We start from the raw sequence: 18,116 nt of genomic DNA on the forward strand, positions 1-18,116 counted from the left end.
TTCAAGGTATGATAGAACTAATCTGACTCATGAGGTGATAAGTGATGTTGCATAAACACTGGGAGACAAGCAAAACTGTGAAACAAATAGAATGCGTTCATAATGATGCCGAAAAATTTGTAGTTGAAAACGTCCTCACACCAGGTAAGGCATATGATGTAAAAAATGAAACCGACGAATTTTATTTTATCATCGATGATTCAGGCAGAATTGGTGGTTTTTATAAAGACTACTTTAATGAGATGAACTAAGGCAAAATGAGTTATAGTTAACATACTTCATTTAAAGTAGGACCATTACAGATAATCGCCTACGCATGAAACAGACCGAACTAGTTTTGGTCTGTTTTTTTATTTCTATTTTTGAGGCTGGACATTTTTAAAGACGTTGATGACAAAGAAAATAACAGCGACCAATAACAATGTCGCCCCGATCGGGAGCCCGATTTTGAAGACAGCTTTTTCCGTAAGGATCAACAAGGCTAGGGATCCCATCATGATGGGAAGGCCAAGGTTGTGAAACCAAAAATGGAGAATACCGAGCCGGGAAGCAGCAGCTTTAGGAAATAGGTGATAGATGATGCCTGTTAATGTCAAGGAAATCCATCCCATGAGATTAATGTGGACATGCACAGGGGTTAACGTATAATCATGAACCATTGACAGGATGTAAACCAACACGACTCCGATCAGAAAATAAACCGCTGAGATTTGAATCAAACGAATTCCCATCTCCATCCTCCTTTCTAATTGAAAGGTACACAGTTTGTGGCCAATTTATGTCATTCATTTACCTATAGGCGAGATGTTTAGCTCGTCTCAGAGAAGGGGTAGAGCATAACAGACTTTAAAATGTATAGGGCAGTATTCTACGTGTGACATAGCATCATGATGACTATTTAAACGCCCCATGCATGCGAGAGGAGCAAAAGTAATGATAGTGGATAATATCACGTTATATCGACCATTTAACAATGATCACCCCCATTCTCGCTATCATGTAGAGATTAAGGATGGCCATATTCAAGCCATCAACCGGGGAAGGTATCAGGGCGTAATTAAGGATGTCGTGGACGGGGGAGGGGCGGTGATGGCTCCGGCCTTTAACGACAGTCATATGCATTTATTGCGTTACGGTCTGCTGCAGAAAGAACTTGATTTAACTGACGTTTCCAGCTGGCAGGAGATGAAAAATGCCATAGAGACCTATTATGAGCGCTTGGAAGAGTATGACTGGGTGTTTGGTAAAGGCTTCAATGATGATAATTTCCAGGATATCGACCACCTTTTGACAAAAGAATATCTTGCTGAAATCAATGTTGATAAATACATGTACTTCATGCATCAGGATGGTCATGAATGTGTAATCAGTTCCAAAGCAGTCGATCTTTTAAAAAATGAAAAGGCATTTGAACGGGAACCCGAGGTGTTTAAGGAGAAAAATGAAAAAGGAGAATGGAATGGCCGCTTTAAAGATACTGCCGTTCATTATATTAAACATCATTTCTGGGGGCGATCTGTCGCAGATGCGAAAGAAGCGTTGCGGGCAGCCTTGCCGGACCTGAGCGCTCACGGCATTACTTCTGTGCATACGGATGATTTGAACTTTATCGGGTCCTACGAAAAATTATGGAGCGCTTATACCGAGCTCGAGTCGGAAGGTGCGCTTCCTATCGATGTTTGTCTCCACCATTATGTATTTGATCAGCATGATTTGGAGGCATTCCTGACGCACACCGACAGGCAGACAGGAGAAGGAACCAATCAAGTTAAAGTAGGGGCAATCAAACTATTTTTAGATGGGACACAACGCCTTCATACGGCGGCAATGCGAAATCCCTATCCAGAAAAGCCAGAGATGGAAGGGACTTTAATTTATTCAACAGATGAAGTCAAAAGAATGGTGCGGACAGCCTCTGCCCATAACATGCAAGTAGCGATGCATGCTATCGGGGATCGGGCAGTGGAACAAGCGATTAGTGCGTTGGAACAGATGGAAGCAAACACCTATGGGTTAAGGCATCGGATCATTCATGCCCAGACACTCGCTCCTGATTTAATTCAGCGCATGGCTCGGCTCAAGCCTTATATTGAAACACAGCCTTCATTTTTGATCGGGGAATGGCATAAGAAAGCAAATTGGACGCCAACGTCTTTGCTTCCGTATTGTGATCCCTTTAACAGTTTGTTAAGCGAGCACATCCCGGTTACGATGAGTTCCGATTTACCCATCGGATCCCTTAACCCGCTGGAGACGGTATTTGTCGCTGTCAACCGAACCGATCTATCCCACCAGCCTGAGCAAGGGTGGATGCCTCAGGAAAAGATTTCTATCGATGAGGCCTTTCGTGGATTTTTTACCACACCGGCTGAATTGGAGTTCAGAGAGCGTTCAAAGGGAAAACTTGCTCCCGGTTATCAAGCTGATTTTGTTCTAATGGATCGACATCCCCAGCTTGTCGATCCGGATGAACTGAAAGATGTCCGCGTATTAGCTACCTATCATCGCGGTTCATTGACCTATTCAGTGTGAAAATTCTTTCCTAGCCTTGTCATCACTCCGATTATGGTCGATAATAGGAATAAGCCGATAGAAAGAGGAGAGGTCGATGAGATGGATAAATTAATATTAGTCAGGCATAGTGCTGCAGAAGGGCAACACGAAGATTCCCCTTTATCTAAATCAGGAGTCCGACAATCTCAGGCGCTTGCAACATTTTTGGACCATTCGAGCTATAAGATCGATCGCATCATTTCGAGTCCTTTTCTTAGGGCGACGGAAACCATCAAACCGTATGCTGAAAATAAAGGGATCGAAATTGAGCCCGATGCACGTCTTGAGGAGCGGATCTTAAGCAGGGAACCTCTTGATGATTGGGAGGAAACTTTGGAAGATTCTTTCTTGGATCCTGAATTTAAAATATGTGGTGGGGAGTCCTCGAATGAGGCTAAACAACGCGTTGCCAGCCTGTTGCAAGAACTTGAAAATGATGCAGACCACGACACTACTCTCCTCGTCACGCACGGTAATCTATTGGCGTTGATGCTGCAACTCTTCAATGTTGAGATAGGTTTTAAAGAATGGAAACAGATTTCTAATCCCGATGCTTATCTTGTGCAAAAGCAAGGCGGCGACTATATAGCAGAAAGAATTTGGGAAGATTAAATGAAAAGTTGCTAAAAGCATAAATGCCAAAATGGAAGAAACGTGTTTTTCTAATTGGCGGTCACAAGGTAAACTTTATCTTAAAAATATTTGCTTTAAGAAGGAATTGCGATTTATCCTATATAATAAGGATAAATAGAAAGGCGTGTCCATGTAACGGATGAACACGCTAATTATAAAAAGGAGGAGATTTAATTGGCTTTCGTAATTACATCACCTTGTAAAGACGAAAAAGCGGCCGAATGCGTAGACGTTTGTCCGGTCGATTGTATTCATGAAGGAAAAGATATGTTCTATATAGATCCATCCATCTGCATTGATTGCGGTGCTTGTGAAGCAGTTTGCCCTGTGGAAGCGATCTATATTGAAGATGAAGTGCCTGAGGAAGAAGAAAAATACATTGATATCAACCGAAAATTCTTCGAAGAATAGCCTATTATAAAACTGCGCAATCATTCTAATGATTGCGCAGTTTTTTGCATACGATCGCTCATTTTCGGGTAAAGCCCCAAGAGGACGAGTTAATAAAGGAGGACAAATATGACGAAATTAGCACATACAACATCCATCATAACGGGGGCAAGCAGTGGTATCGGCGAATCGATTGCGAAACATTTGGCAAATGAAGGCTCCAATGTGGTGCTTGCTGCCCGGCGCTCCGATCGCTTACAGGAGCTTGCCGATTCGATTGAGTCCGAATATGGCGTTCAATCAAAAGTTGTGGAAACGGATGTCACAAAAAAAGAAGATGTCGAACGGTTAGCCAATGACACAAAGGAAACGTTTGGCAGCATTGACATTTTCGTGAACAATGCTGGCGTCATGTTGCTTTCCTTTTTGAAAAACAATCATGTCGATGAATGGGAGCAAATGGTCGATGTCAATATCAAGGGTGTTCTATACGGTGTCCATGCTTCACTTCCTTCCATGCTGGAACAAGAAAGCGGCCATATTATCAACGTATCCTCGGTAGCGGGGCATGAAGTCTTCCCATCCAGCACTGTGTACTCTGCTACGAAGTATGCCGTTAAAGCTTTATCAATGGGAATGGAGAAGGAGCTTTCCCGAACAGGTGTGAGAGTTACCAATGTGTCTCCAGGTGCTGTCAGTACGGAATTGACAGATCATATTACGGATGGCGATGTATTGGATATGTTCAAGGAACGTGATATGACGCCATTAAATGCTGAAGATATCGCAAGAGCGGTCACTTATGCCGTGACACAACCTTACTATGTAAACGTTAATGAAGTGATTGTCCGTCCCATGCAAAAGAAATCGTAAATGGAATAATGGATGCAATAACAAAGTCTGTGCCGCTGATGATCTCTTGATTCAGGGCACAGACTTTTTAATTCTTACTGTTTCTAATATTTTACTTCAAATGATTGAAAGCCTTGTTCTTGCTCGCTCTTTTCTACTTTGACATTCTCTACTTTCGCAAATGTGCTCGGTCCTTTTTTCATGGCCTGAATAAACGATTCGAGATTTTTATCACTGCCTTCAGCTTCTATCTCGACTGAGCCATCTGATTGATTACGTACCCACCCTGTAATGTTATACTTACCTGCAATCTGCTGGGCGGTCGCGCGAAATCCGACCCCTTGAACACGTCCTTGGACAATTAAATGGGCATGCATCACTAGTGATCACCTCTTTATCAGTTATCTCTCATAGTGACCATTGCCTAAAACCCTATGGGAAAAACATAAAAGCCCGTTTTTATACAGAAAGGAGTAAGTGTATGCAACACATAACCTTAAATGAACTGCATGACTTTAACGTAGGTCATGCCAGTAATGAACGCGCTGCTACAGGATGTAGTGTCGTCATATGTGCTGAAGGCGCAGTAGCCAGTGTGTCGGTAAAAGGAGGGGCCCCTGGAACGAGGGAAACAGATCTGTTACGTTCAGACAATATGGTGGAGCGTGTCCATGCGGTCTTATTGGCTGGAGGCAGTGCTTTTGGATTGGATGCAGCAGGGGGTGTCATGCGTTATCTAGAGGAGAATGGCATCGGATTTGAAGCGCAGGGTGTGACGGTGCCAATCGTACCAGGTGCCATTCTTTTTGATTTAGCCATCGGTCAGTCTGATGTGAGACCAGACCACAATATGGGATATCAAGCATGTATAGCTCAAAATCTCCAGGCTACGAGAGAAGGAAATATCGGAGCGGGAACAGGAGCGACTGTGGGCAAAGCATTTGGTCATGAATATGCTATGAAATCAGGCGTGGGTGTATATGCACTTCAAGTCGGCAATCTGAAAATAGGTGCTATTGTCTGCGTAAATAGTTTGGGGGATATCATCGATTTTCAAAACGGTAACATCATCGCAGGAGCTTATGATCAGGACAATCAGCATTATTTAGATACGGAGGCGTGTTTGCTTCGTCATGGCTTTCCGACTGAGCAGGGACGGGAAAATACGACCATTGGCTGTATCATGTCGAATGCTGATGTCACCAAGTCACAAGCTCACCGGATGGCCGTATCAGGACATGACGGGTTAGCGCGGACTATGCGTCCCGCCCACACGATGCTTGATGGCGATGCGCTCTTTGCCATGAATAGCCCTAAGGTCGAGGCTGACCCGGTGCTTCTTGATCTATTGTCGGCAAAGGTAGTGGAGCATGCCGTACTACGGGCAGTACAACAATCCGCCACAGCATACGGTCTTCCAGGTTTGAAATCGAACAATGGCAGTTAACCATATATGTCTCGTAATCCTGTACGCAACTTAGATTTATTTGTAACCCTATTTAGTAACACTTCGGCCGCCACAGTTGTCTCACATTCGATTGCGGCTGATAAGGAAAGCTAATATAAACCTTAGACAGTGCGATTTATAGGGTCTTAGAAATAGAGGTTGTAACGGAGTGTACTTATTCAGTAAAATATATAGCATAAGTTTTTTCATACCGTAAAGGAGCAACGATCATGAACACAACCGTGACAAAGCCCGGAACAGATGAACAGATCAATCAATTAGAACACGTCTATACGTATTTAGTGAATAGCGATGATTCCAAACACGCTGAGAAAGTATTGGATTTAATTGAAAAATTAGATCATCACCAGTATATGATCGGATTTGCCGGCCATTTCTCTGCAGGTAAATCAACTCTGATCAATGAGGTGTTGAATGTAAATGTTTTACCGTCAAGTCCAATACCGACAAGTGCTAATGTAGTGCGGTTGAGGTCAGGTGAACCGAGGACAGTCGTATATTACCACCATCAGTCCCCCCTCCAATTCGACGGGGAATTGGATTTGGATACAGTTAAGCAGTATTGCAAGAATGGGGAGGAAATACGGTCTTTGGATATTTTCACACAGCTTGATTCACTACCGGACCACATGATGCTGCTGGATACACCCGGTGTGGATTCCACCAATGAAGCAGACCGCGTGATAACGGAGTCTTTTATGCATGTCATGGATCATTTGTGTTATGTGACCGACTATAACCATGTTCAATCAGACGTTAACCTGGCTTTTTTAAAGCGGCTGGAGCATTTGCAGACCCCTTATTCGCTGATCATTAATCAAGTGGACAAGCACGATGAATCAGAGTTAAACTTCTCAAGTTTCGAGGCACGGGTACGTCAGACGTTACAAGCGTGGGACATCCGACCCGAACGCATTTATTTCACATCGTTGAAAGATAAGGGATTGGCCATCAATGAGTTATCACAGTTAACAACAGACATCCTGAACAGCTCGCAAAATGACAGGGAAGCAGACCGTATTGAAAGACAATTGTCAGCCATTCTGGAAGCCAGTGTAGATGATTATCAGGCTAGACTGGAACCTGAGATCGATCATCACCAGGATGTGATGGCCAAAGCCCAGCAAACCCTTGATCAATATGACTCGCTCGAGACAACGCAGGGGGAAATCCAAAACCTTCGTCAAGCAGATGAACAGTTAGCACAGGATATGCAGAAGCGCGCCGCCGGGTTTATAAACAATGCCTATATCATTCCGGGCCAACTTCGAGAAGATGCCGAATCCTATTTACAAGCCATGCAGCCTGGTTTCAAAAAGGGACGTTTATTTACGCAAAAGAAAACCGAAGAAGAAAGAGAGAGACGCTTGAATCAGTTTCACACCCGACTCCTTTCCTCGATTGAAACGAATGTTAAATGGCCATTGCGTGATCGGTTAATCGATGTAATGAACATGTACAGTATTGATGATCCTGTTTTACTTCAGGACATTCAGCTTATGGATCTAGAGTATCCTGCTGAAAGATTGAACACGCTTATTGAGTCCGGTGCTTCAGTTACGGGTAAATATGTTTTAATTTATACCGAAAAACTCGCCAATGACATCAGACAGTATTTCAAAAGGTATATCCATGATTTGCAAAAGCGTATGACGAACCAGTTGAATGAACAGGTAAAAGATGAATTGCGCGATTATCGTGCCTTTATTCAAGCTAACGAAGAGAAACAGCAATCAGAAGCGGCTTTAGCGGATATTGAAGCAAATGTTACGCGCTATAGGCAGGAGTTAGAAGCGGCGGCCGAGCGGAGCAGCTTTGCAGACGAACTCCATCAGGACGTCACGACAAGAATTGCAAACAGGTACGCCACCATACAGGCAGCAGAAGCGGTGCAGGTTAAACAAGATGTTAAGGCGAAACCACAAGCCCTTCGGGAAGAACCTAGCCTAAAAGCGAACTCGACGGCTCCATGTAGTGCAGATCGTGTAATGGCGCAAGTGGATGAGGTTAGTACGTTCGCTCGTGAACTTCCGGGAACCGAGACCATCATCGAACAATTGATCGCAAAGCGAGAAAGACTTGCTGACCGTTCGTTTACTGTAGCATTGTTCGGTGCCTTCAGTGCAGGTAAGTCAAGTTTTGCCAATGCGTTGCTCGGTGATCACATATTACCCGTATCACCTAACCCTACGACGGCAGCCATTAATAAGATATCACCAGTTGATGAGCAAAACTCCCATGGGTCCGTCCGTGTCGTGATGAAGTCTTCGGACCAGCTAAAAGATGATATCACGTCTATCCTGCAAAACGTGGTTGCCGCATCCAAGCTTCCAACTGAGTTGACCGAGCTGATCGAATGGCTAAATAATGGTGTTCACGATACACTCAACGACGAAAAGCAAGCTTCGTTTCTTCATGCTGTTTCAAACGGATACGAACATGTGAAACAAGATATTGGTACGGAAATCACGATTCCGCTAGCACGTTTTGCAGCCTATGTATCGAACGAGGAAATCGCTTGTTTTGTGGAAGAAATGGTTGTTTATTATGATTGTGAATGGACGAGACAGGGCATTACATTGGTGGATACACCAGGGGCAGACTCTGCCAATGCCCGGCACACTGATGTGGCGTTTGACTATATCAAAGACGCTGATGCCATTTTATTCGTCACGTATTACAATCATCCTTTTTCCAGGGCTGATCAATCATTCTTGACTCAACTTGGCAGAGTCAAAGATGTCTTCAGTATGGATAAAATGTTCTTTATTTTGAATGCAGCCGATCTTTCTTCATCGGGTGAGGAACTTAACGAGGTAACGGCCTATCTGACGGACCAATTAGCTGGTTTCCACATCATGAATCCCAGGATATTCCCGGTTTCCAGCAAATCCGCAATTAACGGGGCGCGTGCTTCCTCAGGTTTAGCTTCTTTTGAGAAAAACTTCACCTATTTCATTAAGCATGAATTGGCAGAAGTGATCATCGAGTCGATTCATCATGACATGCAGCAACTTAATCACTTGCTCACCATGTTGCAAGAATCTGCTTCCTTAAGTGAGCGTGACAAACAATCGAGGCTGGACCATTTTGAATCTGCTTTGCGTCAAGCTGCAGATGAAATTGACCGAGTCGATTCTGCTGCTTATAAACGCGCACTTGAACAAAAGGTGAAAAAACAGATGTATTATGTCCATGATCGTATGATGCTGAACATGCCCAGTTACTTTAAACATCATTTTAATCCAGCCTCTATAAACGGGAAGGGGAAAGAAGCATCCGAGCAGCTGCGACATGCCCTCGACGGATTTCTTAGCGAACTGAATCATGAGCTGTATCAGGAATGTCAAGCTGTGACATTAAGAGTTGAATCCTATCTCGATCACGTAATCAGCTCGTTAAAAGAAGAGCTTGAATCAAAACTTAACGATATAGACGAGCATATCTATTTAGTGGAACCCGGATTAAGCTCTGTCCATATTCCTTCTTTTCATATCCTGGTTGAGCTGTCGAATGCTGATTGGAAGCAAGCAGTGAAATGGTTCAAAGGAACGCATGCTTTTTTTGAAAAAAATGAAAAGGAGAATATGAAAGACCAGTTGAGTACCCAGGTGGATCCGAAGATGTCTGAAGAGCTCCAGAAAGCGGAAGATGACCTTCAACGTTTATTCATGCAACAATGGGAGAAAATGTGGGAGGACCAATTAAAAGGGCAGTGGAAGCGGAACGTAGAAGATACGTTACAAGCGGCCAAAGACAGTGTTGTAAATCCGTATGACATGAATAAGTTAGCCATTGTTCAACAAAAAATGCAAACGATGCTGGACGAAAAATCATAGTGATAATCGAAAGAACGCTCCGGGCGACTAAAGCTCTGAGCGTTCTTTTTTCACATGCGAGGTCCTTTTACGGGAGGCAACTTTAAAACAAAAGGTTCTGTTAAACGGTTCCGTTGACTCATCATAAATGCGTTTCTTGTAGCACGGTTACGGGGTTAAGAAAGTTCGTTTACGTATAAGTGGCAGGGATGGCTTTGAAACAACTCCCTTTCCTGCGGGGATCGGGAAAGATTTCTCTCTCGCTGCGCTCTCTGTGGGGTCTCGTCGAGCTCCATTTTTCCGCGGTAGTCTCGTCGAGCTCCATTTTTCCGCGGTAGTCTCGTCGTATGGCGAACCATCTGGTTATTTCTCTTATTATCATTGGTGATGAACCGCAAGGCGAAGTATGAGGAAGCTGGCCACATGCCGAGCAAAACATAAAAAGGCAGTCCAATTAAAATGCTAATTGGACTGCCTATAGAATGAAAGGTTGATTATTAAATCAAGATTTCAACTTCGTTCTCTTCTTTGTTGCGGAGCTCTTCGACTAATTTTTTGATTTGTTCTTGCTGTTTTTGTTGTTGCAATGTTTGTTTAATCCGTGGTTTTATTTCTTCTAATTTCGGCGCATCTTGCTGCGATTCTTTCAACTTATCATATTCGGCTTGAATTTCTTCGTCCGTAACGTTGACATCTTCGGTATTGTTGGATACAAACTTGTTAGCTTTCATGCTGGTCTTCAGTTCTTTTTTCAATGATTCTTCAGTATATCCGCCTTGTTCAAGCGCTTGCTTGCGCTGTTCTTCTGGCAGTTCATCATATCGTTTATTGACTTCCTCGTCTGATATTTCAATATCGGATTTTTCGGCTTCTTGGGAAATCAATTCATTTCCGATTAAGGAATCGAGGATATTTTGTTGCAGTTGGTCTTCTTTTCCTTCAATAGAAGCGCCCATCTGCTCATATTGCTGCTTCATGCTCTCCATTTGGCTTGTCAGGTCTTTTCTGGGAATTTCTTCGCCATTAACAGTCGCCACCGGCTCGTCAGGATTGCCTTCACTTTCGCCCGATTCTGAGCTCTCTTGACTGCTATCATTTCCGCTTGTTTCTTCTTCAGTTGATTGGTTATTATTGCCTGAATCCTCATCTCCTGAACAAGCTGTCAGACCAATCGCGAACATTGCACCAAGCACAATGGTGAGTAGCGTTTTCTTCATGTAGTCATCGCTCCTTATAAGCATGTTAAATCTTCAAGCGGAGTGTAGCACATTCCAAATATGATGTAAACAAATGAGAGTGAGGCAACATATCAATCACTCATCGTTCATACATATAATACAATTAAAGCTTAGGAGGGTTGAAGTATGTATTACTATCCTTATGTTCCGGTGTACAGGCAATACCAATATGAATATGCACTTGCCGAAGTTCAAGGGGGGCCGCTTGCACCTGATTTGAAAGGGCAGGTGTACTTCGTGCAACTTCCGTTCGGGGTGGAGGTGTTTGTACAGGTTTCCGGCCTACCCCCATTTAAAAAAGCGGATAACGGTAAACAGATCGGACCGCACGGGTTCCATATCCATGAAAAAGGAAGCTGCGCGATCGGCGATGATGGCGATCCTTTTCAAGCGGCTGGGGGGCATTGGAACCCTAACAATCAACCCCATGGTCATCATCCTGGCGATTTCCCTGTGTTATTTTCCAATAATGGTTATGCTCAAATGGCTTTTTTCACGGACCGTTTTAACGTTCAGGATATCATCGGGAAATCTGTGATTATTCATCAAGGGCCTGATGACTATCAATCTCAACCTTCCGGAAATGCTGGACCAAGACTGGCCTGTGGGATTATCCAGGATGCAAACGGCAATTGAGCATAGAATCGCTTTAACTTACTGAGAAAGGAGGGGAAATCTTCATTTGACTTTTTTATGCAAAAGTAGTATAGTATTAAATGATAAACAAATAACTCAAGATATCAATGAAATGTAACTCCGAATCACCTATTATAAAGAGTTATCAATTCATTTTGGTACTTTTTATAATATGTGATTTTTTCTTATGATAATGAAACGCATATTAATTTTTTAGAAACATTGGAGGACCTAAGAATGAAAAACGGTACAGTAAAATGGTTCAACGCAGAGAAAGGCTTCGGTTTCATCGAAGTACAAGGCGAAGATGATGTATTCGTACACTTCAGCGCAATCAATGAAGAAGGATTCAAATCCCTTGAAGAAGGGCAATCAGTTGAATTCGAAGTAACTGAAGGCAACCGCGGACCACAAGCAGCAAATGTAACTAAATTATAAGTTCAATAAAAGAGACTGGCTTTTGGAGTCAGTCTCTTTTACATCATATTTTCTTCCAGAGGAGGTTTCTTTAAGATGGCATTCGGTAAAAAGAACCAAGAAGAAATTAAAGAAGAAGAAACAAAAATTTGGCTATGTCAGTCTGAAGAGTGTAACTGCTGGATGAGGGATAATTTTACAACTCAGGAAGAACCAAAATGTCCGCGTTGCGGCAATGCGATGGAAGCGTCACAAAAGGTGTTACAGGTTGTCGACAATAACAGTATCTACTATAAATCATAAGGTGCCTGAGGCGTCACGTTCCAGCTAAGAAGGAGCGTGATTTTTTATTGGACTGTGAGAATATGATTTGAATCATATCTAAACGGGCATAACAATGATATAATTCTAATGATAATCTTTTATTGAAACTGGAGGAAGAGTATGCTAAACGTCAATAATGTCAGTCTTCGATACGGTGATCAGAAATTATTCGAAGACGTCAATATAAAATTCACCCCTGGTAATTGCTATGGTCTGATCGGAGCAAATGGGGCGGGGAAATCTACTTTTTTGGATATTTTAAGCGGTGAAACGGAACCGCAAACGGGGGAAGTTTCCCTGAAAAAAGATCAACGACTCGCTGTGTTGAAACAGAATCATTTCGAATATGATGAGTTTCAAGTTCTTGATGTGGTCATCATGGGACACACGAGGCTTTATGAAGTGATGCAAGAGAAGAATGAAATTTATATGAAGTCGGAATTTACTGAAGAAGACGGCATGAAAGCGGCTGAACTTGAAGCGGAGTTTGCTGAGATGAATGGCTGGGAAGCTGAATCAGAAGCGGCTCGGTTATTGAAAGGCTTAGGGGTCAGTGAAGATCTTCATGCGAAAGAGTTGAAAGATTTAGCCGGAGCGGAGAAAGTTAAAGTTCTCCTGGCTCAAGCGTTATTTGGCAACCCTGATGTACTGCTTCTAGACGAGCCTACCAACCACTTGGATATTAAGGCGATCCAATGGCTGGAAGACTTTTTGATTGACTTTGAGAACACGGTCATTGTGGTGTCTCACGACCGTCACTTTTTGAACAATGTCTGCACGCATATAGCAGACTTGGATTACGGTAAAATTCAAATTTATGTAGGCAATTATGATTTCTGGTATGAATCCAGTCAGCTTGCCATGAAAATGGCCCAGGAACAAAATAAGAAAAAAGAAGAAAAAATTAATGATTTAAAGGAATTCATCGCGCGGTTTAGTGCTAATGCTTCGAAATCCAAACAAGCCACGTCCCGTAAGAAGTTGTTGGATAAAATAACATTAGATGATATTCAACCTTCTTCCCGACGTTACCCTTATATTGCATTCAAGGCAGATCGTGAAATTGGGAACGACCTTCTTACTGTGCAGAATTTATCCAAAACAATCGACGGGGTGAAGGTACTCGATAATGTGAGTTTCACGTTGAACAAGGATGATAAAGTGGCCCTTGTCGGCAAAAATGAAGTAGCTAAGACGACGTTGTTCCAAATCCTGATGGGCGAAATGGAACCAGATGAAGGGACGTATAAATGGGGCGTCACAACATCGCAAAGCTACTTCCCTAAAGATAACTCATCCTTCTTTAATGGCGTCGAGCTTAATCTAGTTGATTGGCTGCGTCAATATTCACCAGATGATCAAACGGAAACGTTCCTTCGCGGGTTCTTAGGAAGGATGCTGTTTTCAGGCGAAGAAGCCTTGAAAAAAGCGAACGTTCTATCCGGAGGCGAAAAAGTACGTTGCATGTTATCTAAAATGATGTTGAGTGGCGCTAATGTCTTATTGCTTGATGAGCCGACCAACCACCTTGATCTCGAATCGATCACAGCGTTGAATAAAGGCTTGATTAATTTCAAAGGCTCGATTATATTCGCTTCTCATGACCATGAATTTATTCAAACGATTGCCAACCGTATCATTGAGTTAACACCGCAAGGCATCATAGATAAAGAGATGAGTTATGATGAATACCTTAATGACCCTAAAGTTCAACAGCAATTGCAACAGTTGGGTTAATGAAAAGAGTCTGTCCAGTAGGGAAGACTTTCAGGCTGTCGAGAACGTCTCGGCAGCCTGATTTTTTTTTGATTTCTTCCATTTTTCACTGTCGTCATTTGTTATCCTATAAAAGAATCTATTTCGACGGATTTTTTGTTTCAATCAAGAAAAAAACATCAAAAAGTGAAAAATAGACCAATACATAATTTCTCCTTTATCCCCGAAAACTTACGTCCCTACTATTCTGAAGATAATTGCCTGCCGAAACATGAAAAAGATGGTCCTCCCTCTAGAAAGAGTGAGCTAGGTGAAGGAGTAAAAAAATTCCTGGCGGCAGGGAAAAAGCATGCGAAAAACAGGGGTTTCTCCATAAGCTGAGAGTCTGCCCAACCTCTATGATTATTTTCTCTAAAGCTCTGTGGCCCCCAAAATAAAAGCTTCGTTACGTCTTCTATGATTGGCCATTTTCACAATTAAATAAGGCAAGCAACAAAAAATATAGCGAAACTTGTTTTTTGCTGTTTACATACGCATCATTTGCATCACTCAAGTTCATTAATAGGATAAAATGGAATATTTATAAGCGTATTGATTCCCATTATTTACCGTAAATGAGACATAATGCCCTTATTGTAATCTCAGCGAGATATTAATATTACGAATGAAATATGAATGTTAGCTGTTTGTTCTTAAAATTTTCTGTGCATGTGGTAGATTAGGAGTTGTCAGTGAAAAACAACTACCAAGGAGGTTTTCTCATGAAGAAAACAGTTCTATCATTTACTGCTGCGATGGCGATATCAGGTGCCTTTGCTGCACAGGCACATGCGGAAGATTATGTCGTCAACAAAGGAGACACTCTTTGGGGCATCTCACAAGAAAACGACACATCTGTAAAACAACTAAAACAATGGAATAATCTTTCATCTAACACTATATATCCGAATGACCGCCTCACCGTCTCAGCAGAAAATGACCAACAAACACAGTCCAATGAAGGACAATCCACTTACACAGTAAAATCTGGGGATACGCTATGGGGGATTTCTCAAGACTACTCTGTAACAGTGGACAACCTTAAGAGCTGGAACAACTTGAGTTCTAACCTGATTCATCCAGGACAGGACTTGGCTGTAAAAGGAAACGCTGCTAAAGAAACAACAGCTCCTTCTAACAATTCCGGTTCCAATAATTCCAACTCTAGCGAACAAAGCGCTAGTAAAGAAACGTCTAATGATAATTCTTCAGACTCAGAGCAAAACAATGAAGATGTCGCAAAAGAATTTACAGCAACGGCTACTGCCTATACAGCAAATTGCACAGGGTGCTCTGGCGTGACGCGCACCGGTATTGACTTGAACGCCAATCCGGATAAGAAAGTTATTGCCGTCGATCCTGATGTCATCCCACTCGGCAGTGAAGTTTATGTAGAAGGATATGGCCGTGCGGTTGCAGGTGACACCGGCGGAGCCATCAATGGTCAGAAAATTGATGTCTTTATCCCTTCGAAACAAGAAGCGCTTAACTGGGGTAGAAAAGAAGTAAATGTAAAAGTACTTGATTAATTATAAAAACTGTCTCTTATGAAAAAGGGACAGTTTTTTTATGTCTGTCTATCATGTGCCCTATTCGCAAATTTAAGTTTCGAGATCGTATTGGTCATGGTAAAAGAGCTTAATGATCGGGTCTTCTAGAAAAAACGCTTTATAAATCAACCCACTTCCATAGATAGCCGAGCCTTGATGATTAACATAATTTTGAAATATCAGAAAATACTTTTATCATGTTGTTTTTTCGTAGTATACTGTAAGGGCTTACAAGTATAGTTCTATAAAGGAGGGGTTATGGCATGAGTGGTATTTGGTTAGCACTAGCCGGGATGATCGTTTTTTTCCTTGGCTATCGTTACTACTCAAAATTTGTGGCTGAAAAAATTTATAAATTGGATGCTTCCTACAAAACACCAGCCCATCAGATGGAAGATGGGGTCGATTTTGTTCCAACTAACAAATTTGTGTTATGGGGACACCACTTTACGTCTGTGGCCGGGGCAGCGCCGATTGTCGGACCGGCTATTGCTGTTTATTGGGGGTGGCTCCCTGCATTACTATGGGTGTTGCTAGGGACCGTGTTCGCAGCAGGGGTACACGATTTCGGCACATTAGTATTGTCAGTCAGGAACAAAGGTCAATCGGTCGGGACTTTGGCACATAAACTTATCGGCCAAAGAGCAAAGATCTTATTTTTATTCATCATTCTGTTGCTCGTATTAATGGTCAATGCTGTATTTGCCTGGGTGATTGCAAACTTATTTATTTCTTATCCAGCAAGCGTCGTATCGGTATTTATTCAGATTCCGTTAGCCATATGGATCGGCTACACGGTTTACAAACGGAAGGGAACCATGCTGCTTCCTTCTCTGGCTGCTTTAGCTACTATGTATGCAGCGGCCGTTTTGGCCAGTTATGTGCCCGTCTTGCAAATTGATCTCGTGAGTTATTTTGGAGGCGAAGGAGCTTCGACACCATTTGGTTTGAATGCAACTTCTATGGCGTTTCTCGTCTGGATCGTGATTCTTATGGTTTACGTCTATATTGCCTCTACACTTCCGGTATGGAAATTACTCCAGCCCCGGGATTATATTAACTCCCATCAGCTGGTCGTTGGGCTGCTGTTGTTATATGCGGGTCTGTTAGTAACAAACCCTGAAGTGACTGCACCTGTGACGAACACAACAGCAGAAACATCCTGGTTTCCGCTGCTCTTCATAACGATTGCATGCGGGGCCATTTCCGGTTTTCACGGACTTGTATCTTCGGGTACTTCATCGAAACAACTTAATAAAGAAACAGACGCTCGCTTTGTCGGATATTTCGGTGCTGTAGGTGAGGGGGCGCTGGCTCTGGTTGCGATCATAGCAGTCGTCACATTCTTCCCGACGACGGGTGATTTCACCAATACGTACAGCAGTTTTACGGAATCTAGTGCAGCCGGGCTTGGTGTGTTTATCGAAGGTGCGGCCCAACTCGCGACAGGTTTAGGCATGCCGGCGCAAGTTGCGTCAACGATCGTTTCTGTTATCATTGTCAGCTTTGCGGCCACGACATTAGACTCTTCAGTTCGTTTAATGCGGTACATTATCGCAGAACTTGGCAGCGAATATAACATTAAACCGATCACTAAAATGCATGTTGCCACGACGATAGCGGTTGTATCGAGTGCGGCCTTGACCCTTATTCCTGAAGGACCAAGAGGCTTTGGTTCCGGCGGCTATCTGCTTTGGCCATTATTTGGTACATCCAATCAGTTATTAGCAGGTATCAGCTTGATGTTGATTTCCATATGGTTGAAGCGCCAAGGCAGGAATTTCTTACCAGCGTTTTTGCCGATGGTCTTCTTGTTGACAATGACGCTTTGGGCAATGATTAATCAGGTTGTCTTTGAATGGTCAGGAGTCGGCGAAGCAGAAGCAAGCTGGTTATTATTCACATTTGGTGCTATCATACTCGTGTTCGCCATTTGGATTTTGATTACGGCCATCTCAACTTTATCGGGTAAAGGTAACAAAGATATGGATATGAGTGCTTAAAGAAGTAAAGAGGCTGGAACAAAACTGAATCAAATGCAAAAGCCCGAACGATTTCGCGTTCGGGCTTTTGCATTTCAGGGAGGCGTTCCATGACTGATGTTTCAGTCGCTTACACATTCAAAACCAAGTACGACATTAATTTGGATTGTAAGACTGTGATAAGATAGAAGTAGCACTAGGAGGGATGACAAGGAGGTAAAGCATGGTGGAGCGTAAGTTTTCTATAAAGCGTTTAGTGGAATTGTATGATGAAATGTTAAGTGTGCCGCATCGTACTGAAATTGCCAGAGAATTAAGAGATGAAGACGACCTGTTTCTTTTACTTGTCTATTCGGATATGCTTGGCATTCCTAATCCGGCATTTTATTACACCCTCGAGCTGTATCCGTATATTATTGAAAAATTTCACGACTGGCATTTGCGGATGGGAATGGAAAAGTCACCCCTTGATGGGATTCGGTGTTGCTGATTCATCGAGG

At 42.8% G+C, this 18,116-nt stretch carries 17 protein-coding genes; 14 read left to right on the forward strand and 3 right to left on the reverse strand.

The genetic code is table 11. The features are described from left to right. The first annotated feature begins 44 nt into the window (after positions 1-44). Complete coding sequence (locus HOP45_RS07360) at positions 45-251, forward strand: DUF6501 family protein (protein WP_181348408.1); 207 nt, start codon at positions 45-47, stop codon at positions 249-251. Between the two features lie 105 nt (positions 252-356). On the opposite strand, the gene HOP45_RS07365 is transcribed toward HOP45_RS07360, so the two are convergent. Further along, on the reverse strand, positions 357-731 hold the full coding sequence (locus HOP45_RS07365; protein ID WP_181348411.1) for a cytochrome-c oxidase: 375 nt from the start codon (positions 729-731) through the stop codon (positions 357-359). A gap of 202 nt (positions 732-933) precedes the next feature. Here HOP45_RS07365 and HOP45_RS07370 point away from each other — a divergent pair, with 202 nt between their 5' ends. The 4 genes from HOP45_RS07370 (at position 934) to HOP45_RS07385 (ending at position 4,449) form a co-directional block, all read left to right on the forward strand. Beyond that, a complete protein-coding gene (locus HOP45_RS07370) occupies positions 934-2,532 on the forward strand; it encodes an amidohydrolase (RefSeq protein WP_181348413.1) in 1,599 nt (532 codons plus the stop codon). 81 nt (positions 2,533-2,613) lie between these two features. Beyond that, entirely contained in the window at positions 2,614-3,165 is a 552-nt protein-coding gene (locus HOP45_RS07375) for a histidine phosphatase family protein (protein ID WP_181348416.1), read from the forward strand. Between the two features lie 195 nt (positions 3,166-3,360). Then, positions 3,361-3,597 carry a ferredoxin family protein gene (locus tag HOP45_RS07380; RefSeq protein WP_181348419.1) on the forward strand — a complete coding sequence of 79 codons (237 nt, stop codon included), beginning with the start codon at positions 3,361-3,363 and terminating at the stop codon, positions 3,595-3,597. Between the two features lie 108 nt (positions 3,598-3,705). Then, positions 3,706-4,449 (forward strand): SDR family oxidoreductase, encoded by a 744-nt coding sequence (locus HOP45_RS07385; RefSeq protein WP_181348422.1) that lies wholly within the window; start codon positions 3,706-3,708, stop codon positions 4,447-4,449. An 83-nt stretch (positions 4,450-4,532) separates the two neighbouring features. Here the strand turns inward: HOP45_RS07385 and HOP45_RS07390 are convergent, their stop codons facing one another. Further along, positions 4,533-4,808, reverse strand: coding sequence for an acylphosphatase (locus HOP45_RS07390; RefSeq protein WP_181348425.1), 276 nt, complete (start codon positions 4,806-4,808; stop codon positions 4,533-4,535). A 101-nt stretch (positions 4,809-4,909) separates the two neighbouring features. Between HOP45_RS07390 and HOP45_RS07395 the strand changes: the two genes are divergently transcribed. Further along, the gene (locus HOP45_RS07395) at positions 4,910-5,875 is read left to right on the forward strand and encodes a P1 family peptidase (protein WP_181348428.1); all 966 of its coding nucleotides are present in this window, start codon (positions 4,910-4,912) and stop codon (positions 5,873-5,875) included. 230 nt (positions 5,876-6,105) lie between these two features. Next, positions 6,106-9,735 (forward strand): dynamin family protein, encoded by a 3,630-nt coding sequence (locus HOP45_RS07400; protein ID WP_181348431.1) that lies wholly within the window; start codon positions 6,106-6,108, stop codon positions 9,733-9,735. A gap of 476 nt (positions 9,736-10,211) precedes the next feature. Here the strand turns inward: HOP45_RS07400 and HOP45_RS07405 are convergent, their stop codons facing one another. Continuing rightward, complete coding sequence (locus HOP45_RS07405) at positions 10,212-10,931, reverse strand: SurA N-terminal domain-containing protein (protein WP_181348433.1); 720 nt, start codon at positions 10,929-10,931, stop codon at positions 10,212-10,214. Positions 10,932-11,078: 147 nt separating this feature from the next. Between HOP45_RS07405 and HOP45_RS07410 the strand changes: the two genes are divergently transcribed. The 7 genes from HOP45_RS07410 to HOP45_RS07440 all read left to right on the forward strand — a co-directional run bounded on the left by HOP45_RS07410 (position 11,079) and on the right by HOP45_RS07440 (position 18,106). Next, positions 11,079-11,588, forward strand: a complete 510-nt coding sequence (locus HOP45_RS07410; protein WP_181348436.1) for a superoxide dismutase family protein — start codon at positions 11,079-11,081, stop codon at positions 11,586-11,588. A 237-nt stretch (positions 11,589-11,825) separates the two neighbouring features. Then, positions 11,826-12,026: a cold-shock protein gene (locus HOP45_RS07415; protein WP_181348437.1), complete on the forward strand. Its 201-nt coding sequence runs from the start codon at positions 11,826-11,828 to the stop codon at positions 12,024-12,026. 75 nt (positions 12,027-12,101) lie between these two features. After that, entirely contained in the window at positions 12,102-12,308 is a 207-nt protein-coding gene (locus tag HOP45_RS07420; protein ID WP_181348440.1) for a cold-inducible protein YdjO-related protein, read from the forward strand. Positions 12,309-12,449: 141 nt separating this feature from the next. Next, positions 12,450-14,066, forward strand: coding sequence for an ABC-F family ATP-binding cassette domain-containing protein (locus HOP45_RS07425; RefSeq protein WP_181348443.1), 1,617 nt, complete (start codon positions 12,450-12,452; stop codon positions 14,064-14,066). Positions 14,067-14,806: 740 nt separating this feature from the next. Continuing rightward, positions 14,807-15,613 carry a 3D domain-containing protein gene (locus tag HOP45_RS07430; RefSeq protein ID WP_181348446.1) on the forward strand — a complete coding sequence of 269 codons (807 nt, stop codon included), beginning with the start codon at positions 14,807-14,809 and terminating at the stop codon, positions 15,611-15,613. Between the two features lie 284 nt (positions 15,614-15,897). Next, entirely contained in the window at positions 15,898-17,637 is a 1,740-nt protein-coding gene (locus HOP45_RS07435) for a carbon starvation CstA family protein (protein ID WP_181348450.1), read from the forward strand. Positions 17,638-17,839: 202 nt separating this feature from the next. Next, positions 17,840-18,106: a cory-CC-star protein gene (locus tag HOP45_RS07440; RefSeq protein ID WP_181348451.1), complete on the forward strand. Its 267-nt coding sequence runs from the start codon at positions 17,840-17,842 to the stop codon at positions 18,104-18,106. Positions 18,107-18,116: the final 10 nt, after the last annotated feature.

This window comes from Thalassobacillus sp. CUG 92003 (genome assembly GCF_013618635.1).
Lineage (GTDB): Bacteria > Bacillota > Bacilli > Bacillales > Halobacillaceae > CUG-92003.

Bases quoted from the DNA above. Each gene is read 5' to 3' on its own strand.
- HOP45_RS07405 (WP_181348433.1), bottom strand. From the start codon at position 10,931: ATGAAGAAAACGCTACTCACCATTGTGCTTGGTGCAATGTTCGCGATT.
- HOP45_RS07375 (WP_181348416.1), top strand. From the start codon at position 2,614: ATGGATAAATTAATATTAGTCAGGCATAGTGCTGCAGAAGGGCAACAC.
- HOP45_RS07440 (WP_181348451.1), top strand. From the start codon at position 17,840: ATGGTGGAGCGTAAGTTTTCTATAAAGCGTTTAGTGGAATTGTATGAT.
- HOP45_RS07395 (WP_181348428.1), top strand. From the start codon at position 4,910: ATGCAACACATAACCTTAAATGAACTGCATGACTTTAACGTAGGTCAT.
- HOP45_RS07425 (WP_181348443.1), top strand. From the start codon at position 12,450: ATGCTAAACGTCAATAATGTCAGTCTTCGATACGGTGATCAGAAATTA.
- HOP45_RS07435 (WP_181348450.1), top strand. From the start codon at position 15,898: ATGAGTGGTATTTGGTTAGCACTAGCCGGGATGATCGTTTTTTTCCTT.
- HOP45_RS07370 (WP_181348413.1), top strand. From the start codon at position 934: ATGATAGTGGATAATATCACGTTATATCGACCATTTAACAATGATCAC.
- HOP45_RS07360 (WP_181348408.1), top strand. From the start codon at position 45: ATGTTGCATAAACACTGGGAGACAAGCAAAACTGTGAAACAAATAGAA.
- HOP45_RS07365 (WP_181348411.1), bottom strand. From the start codon at position 731: ATGGGAATTCGTTTGATTCAAATCTCAGCGGTTTATTTTCTGATCGGA.
- HOP45_RS07420 (WP_181348440.1), top strand. From the start codon at position 12,102: ATGGCATTCGGTAAAAAGAACCAAGAAGAAATTAAAGAAGAAGAAACA.
- HOP45_RS07400 (WP_181348431.1), top strand. From the start codon at position 6,106: ATGAACACAACCGTGACAAAGCCCGGAACAGATGAACAGATCAATCAA.
- HOP45_RS07410 (WP_181348436.1), top strand. From the start codon at position 11,079: ATGTATTACTATCCTTATGTTCCGGTGTACAGGCAATACCAATATGAA.
- HOP45_RS07430 (WP_181348446.1), top strand. From the start codon at position 14,807: ATGAAGAAAACAGTTCTATCATTTACTGCTGCGATGGCGATATCAGGT.
- HOP45_RS07385 (WP_181348422.1), top strand. From the start codon at position 3,706: ATGACGAAATTAGCACATACAACATCCATCATAACGGGGGCAAGCAGT.
- HOP45_RS07415 (WP_181348437.1), top strand. From the start codon at position 11,826: ATGAAAAACGGTACAGTAAAATGGTTCAACGCAGAGAAAGGCTTCGGT.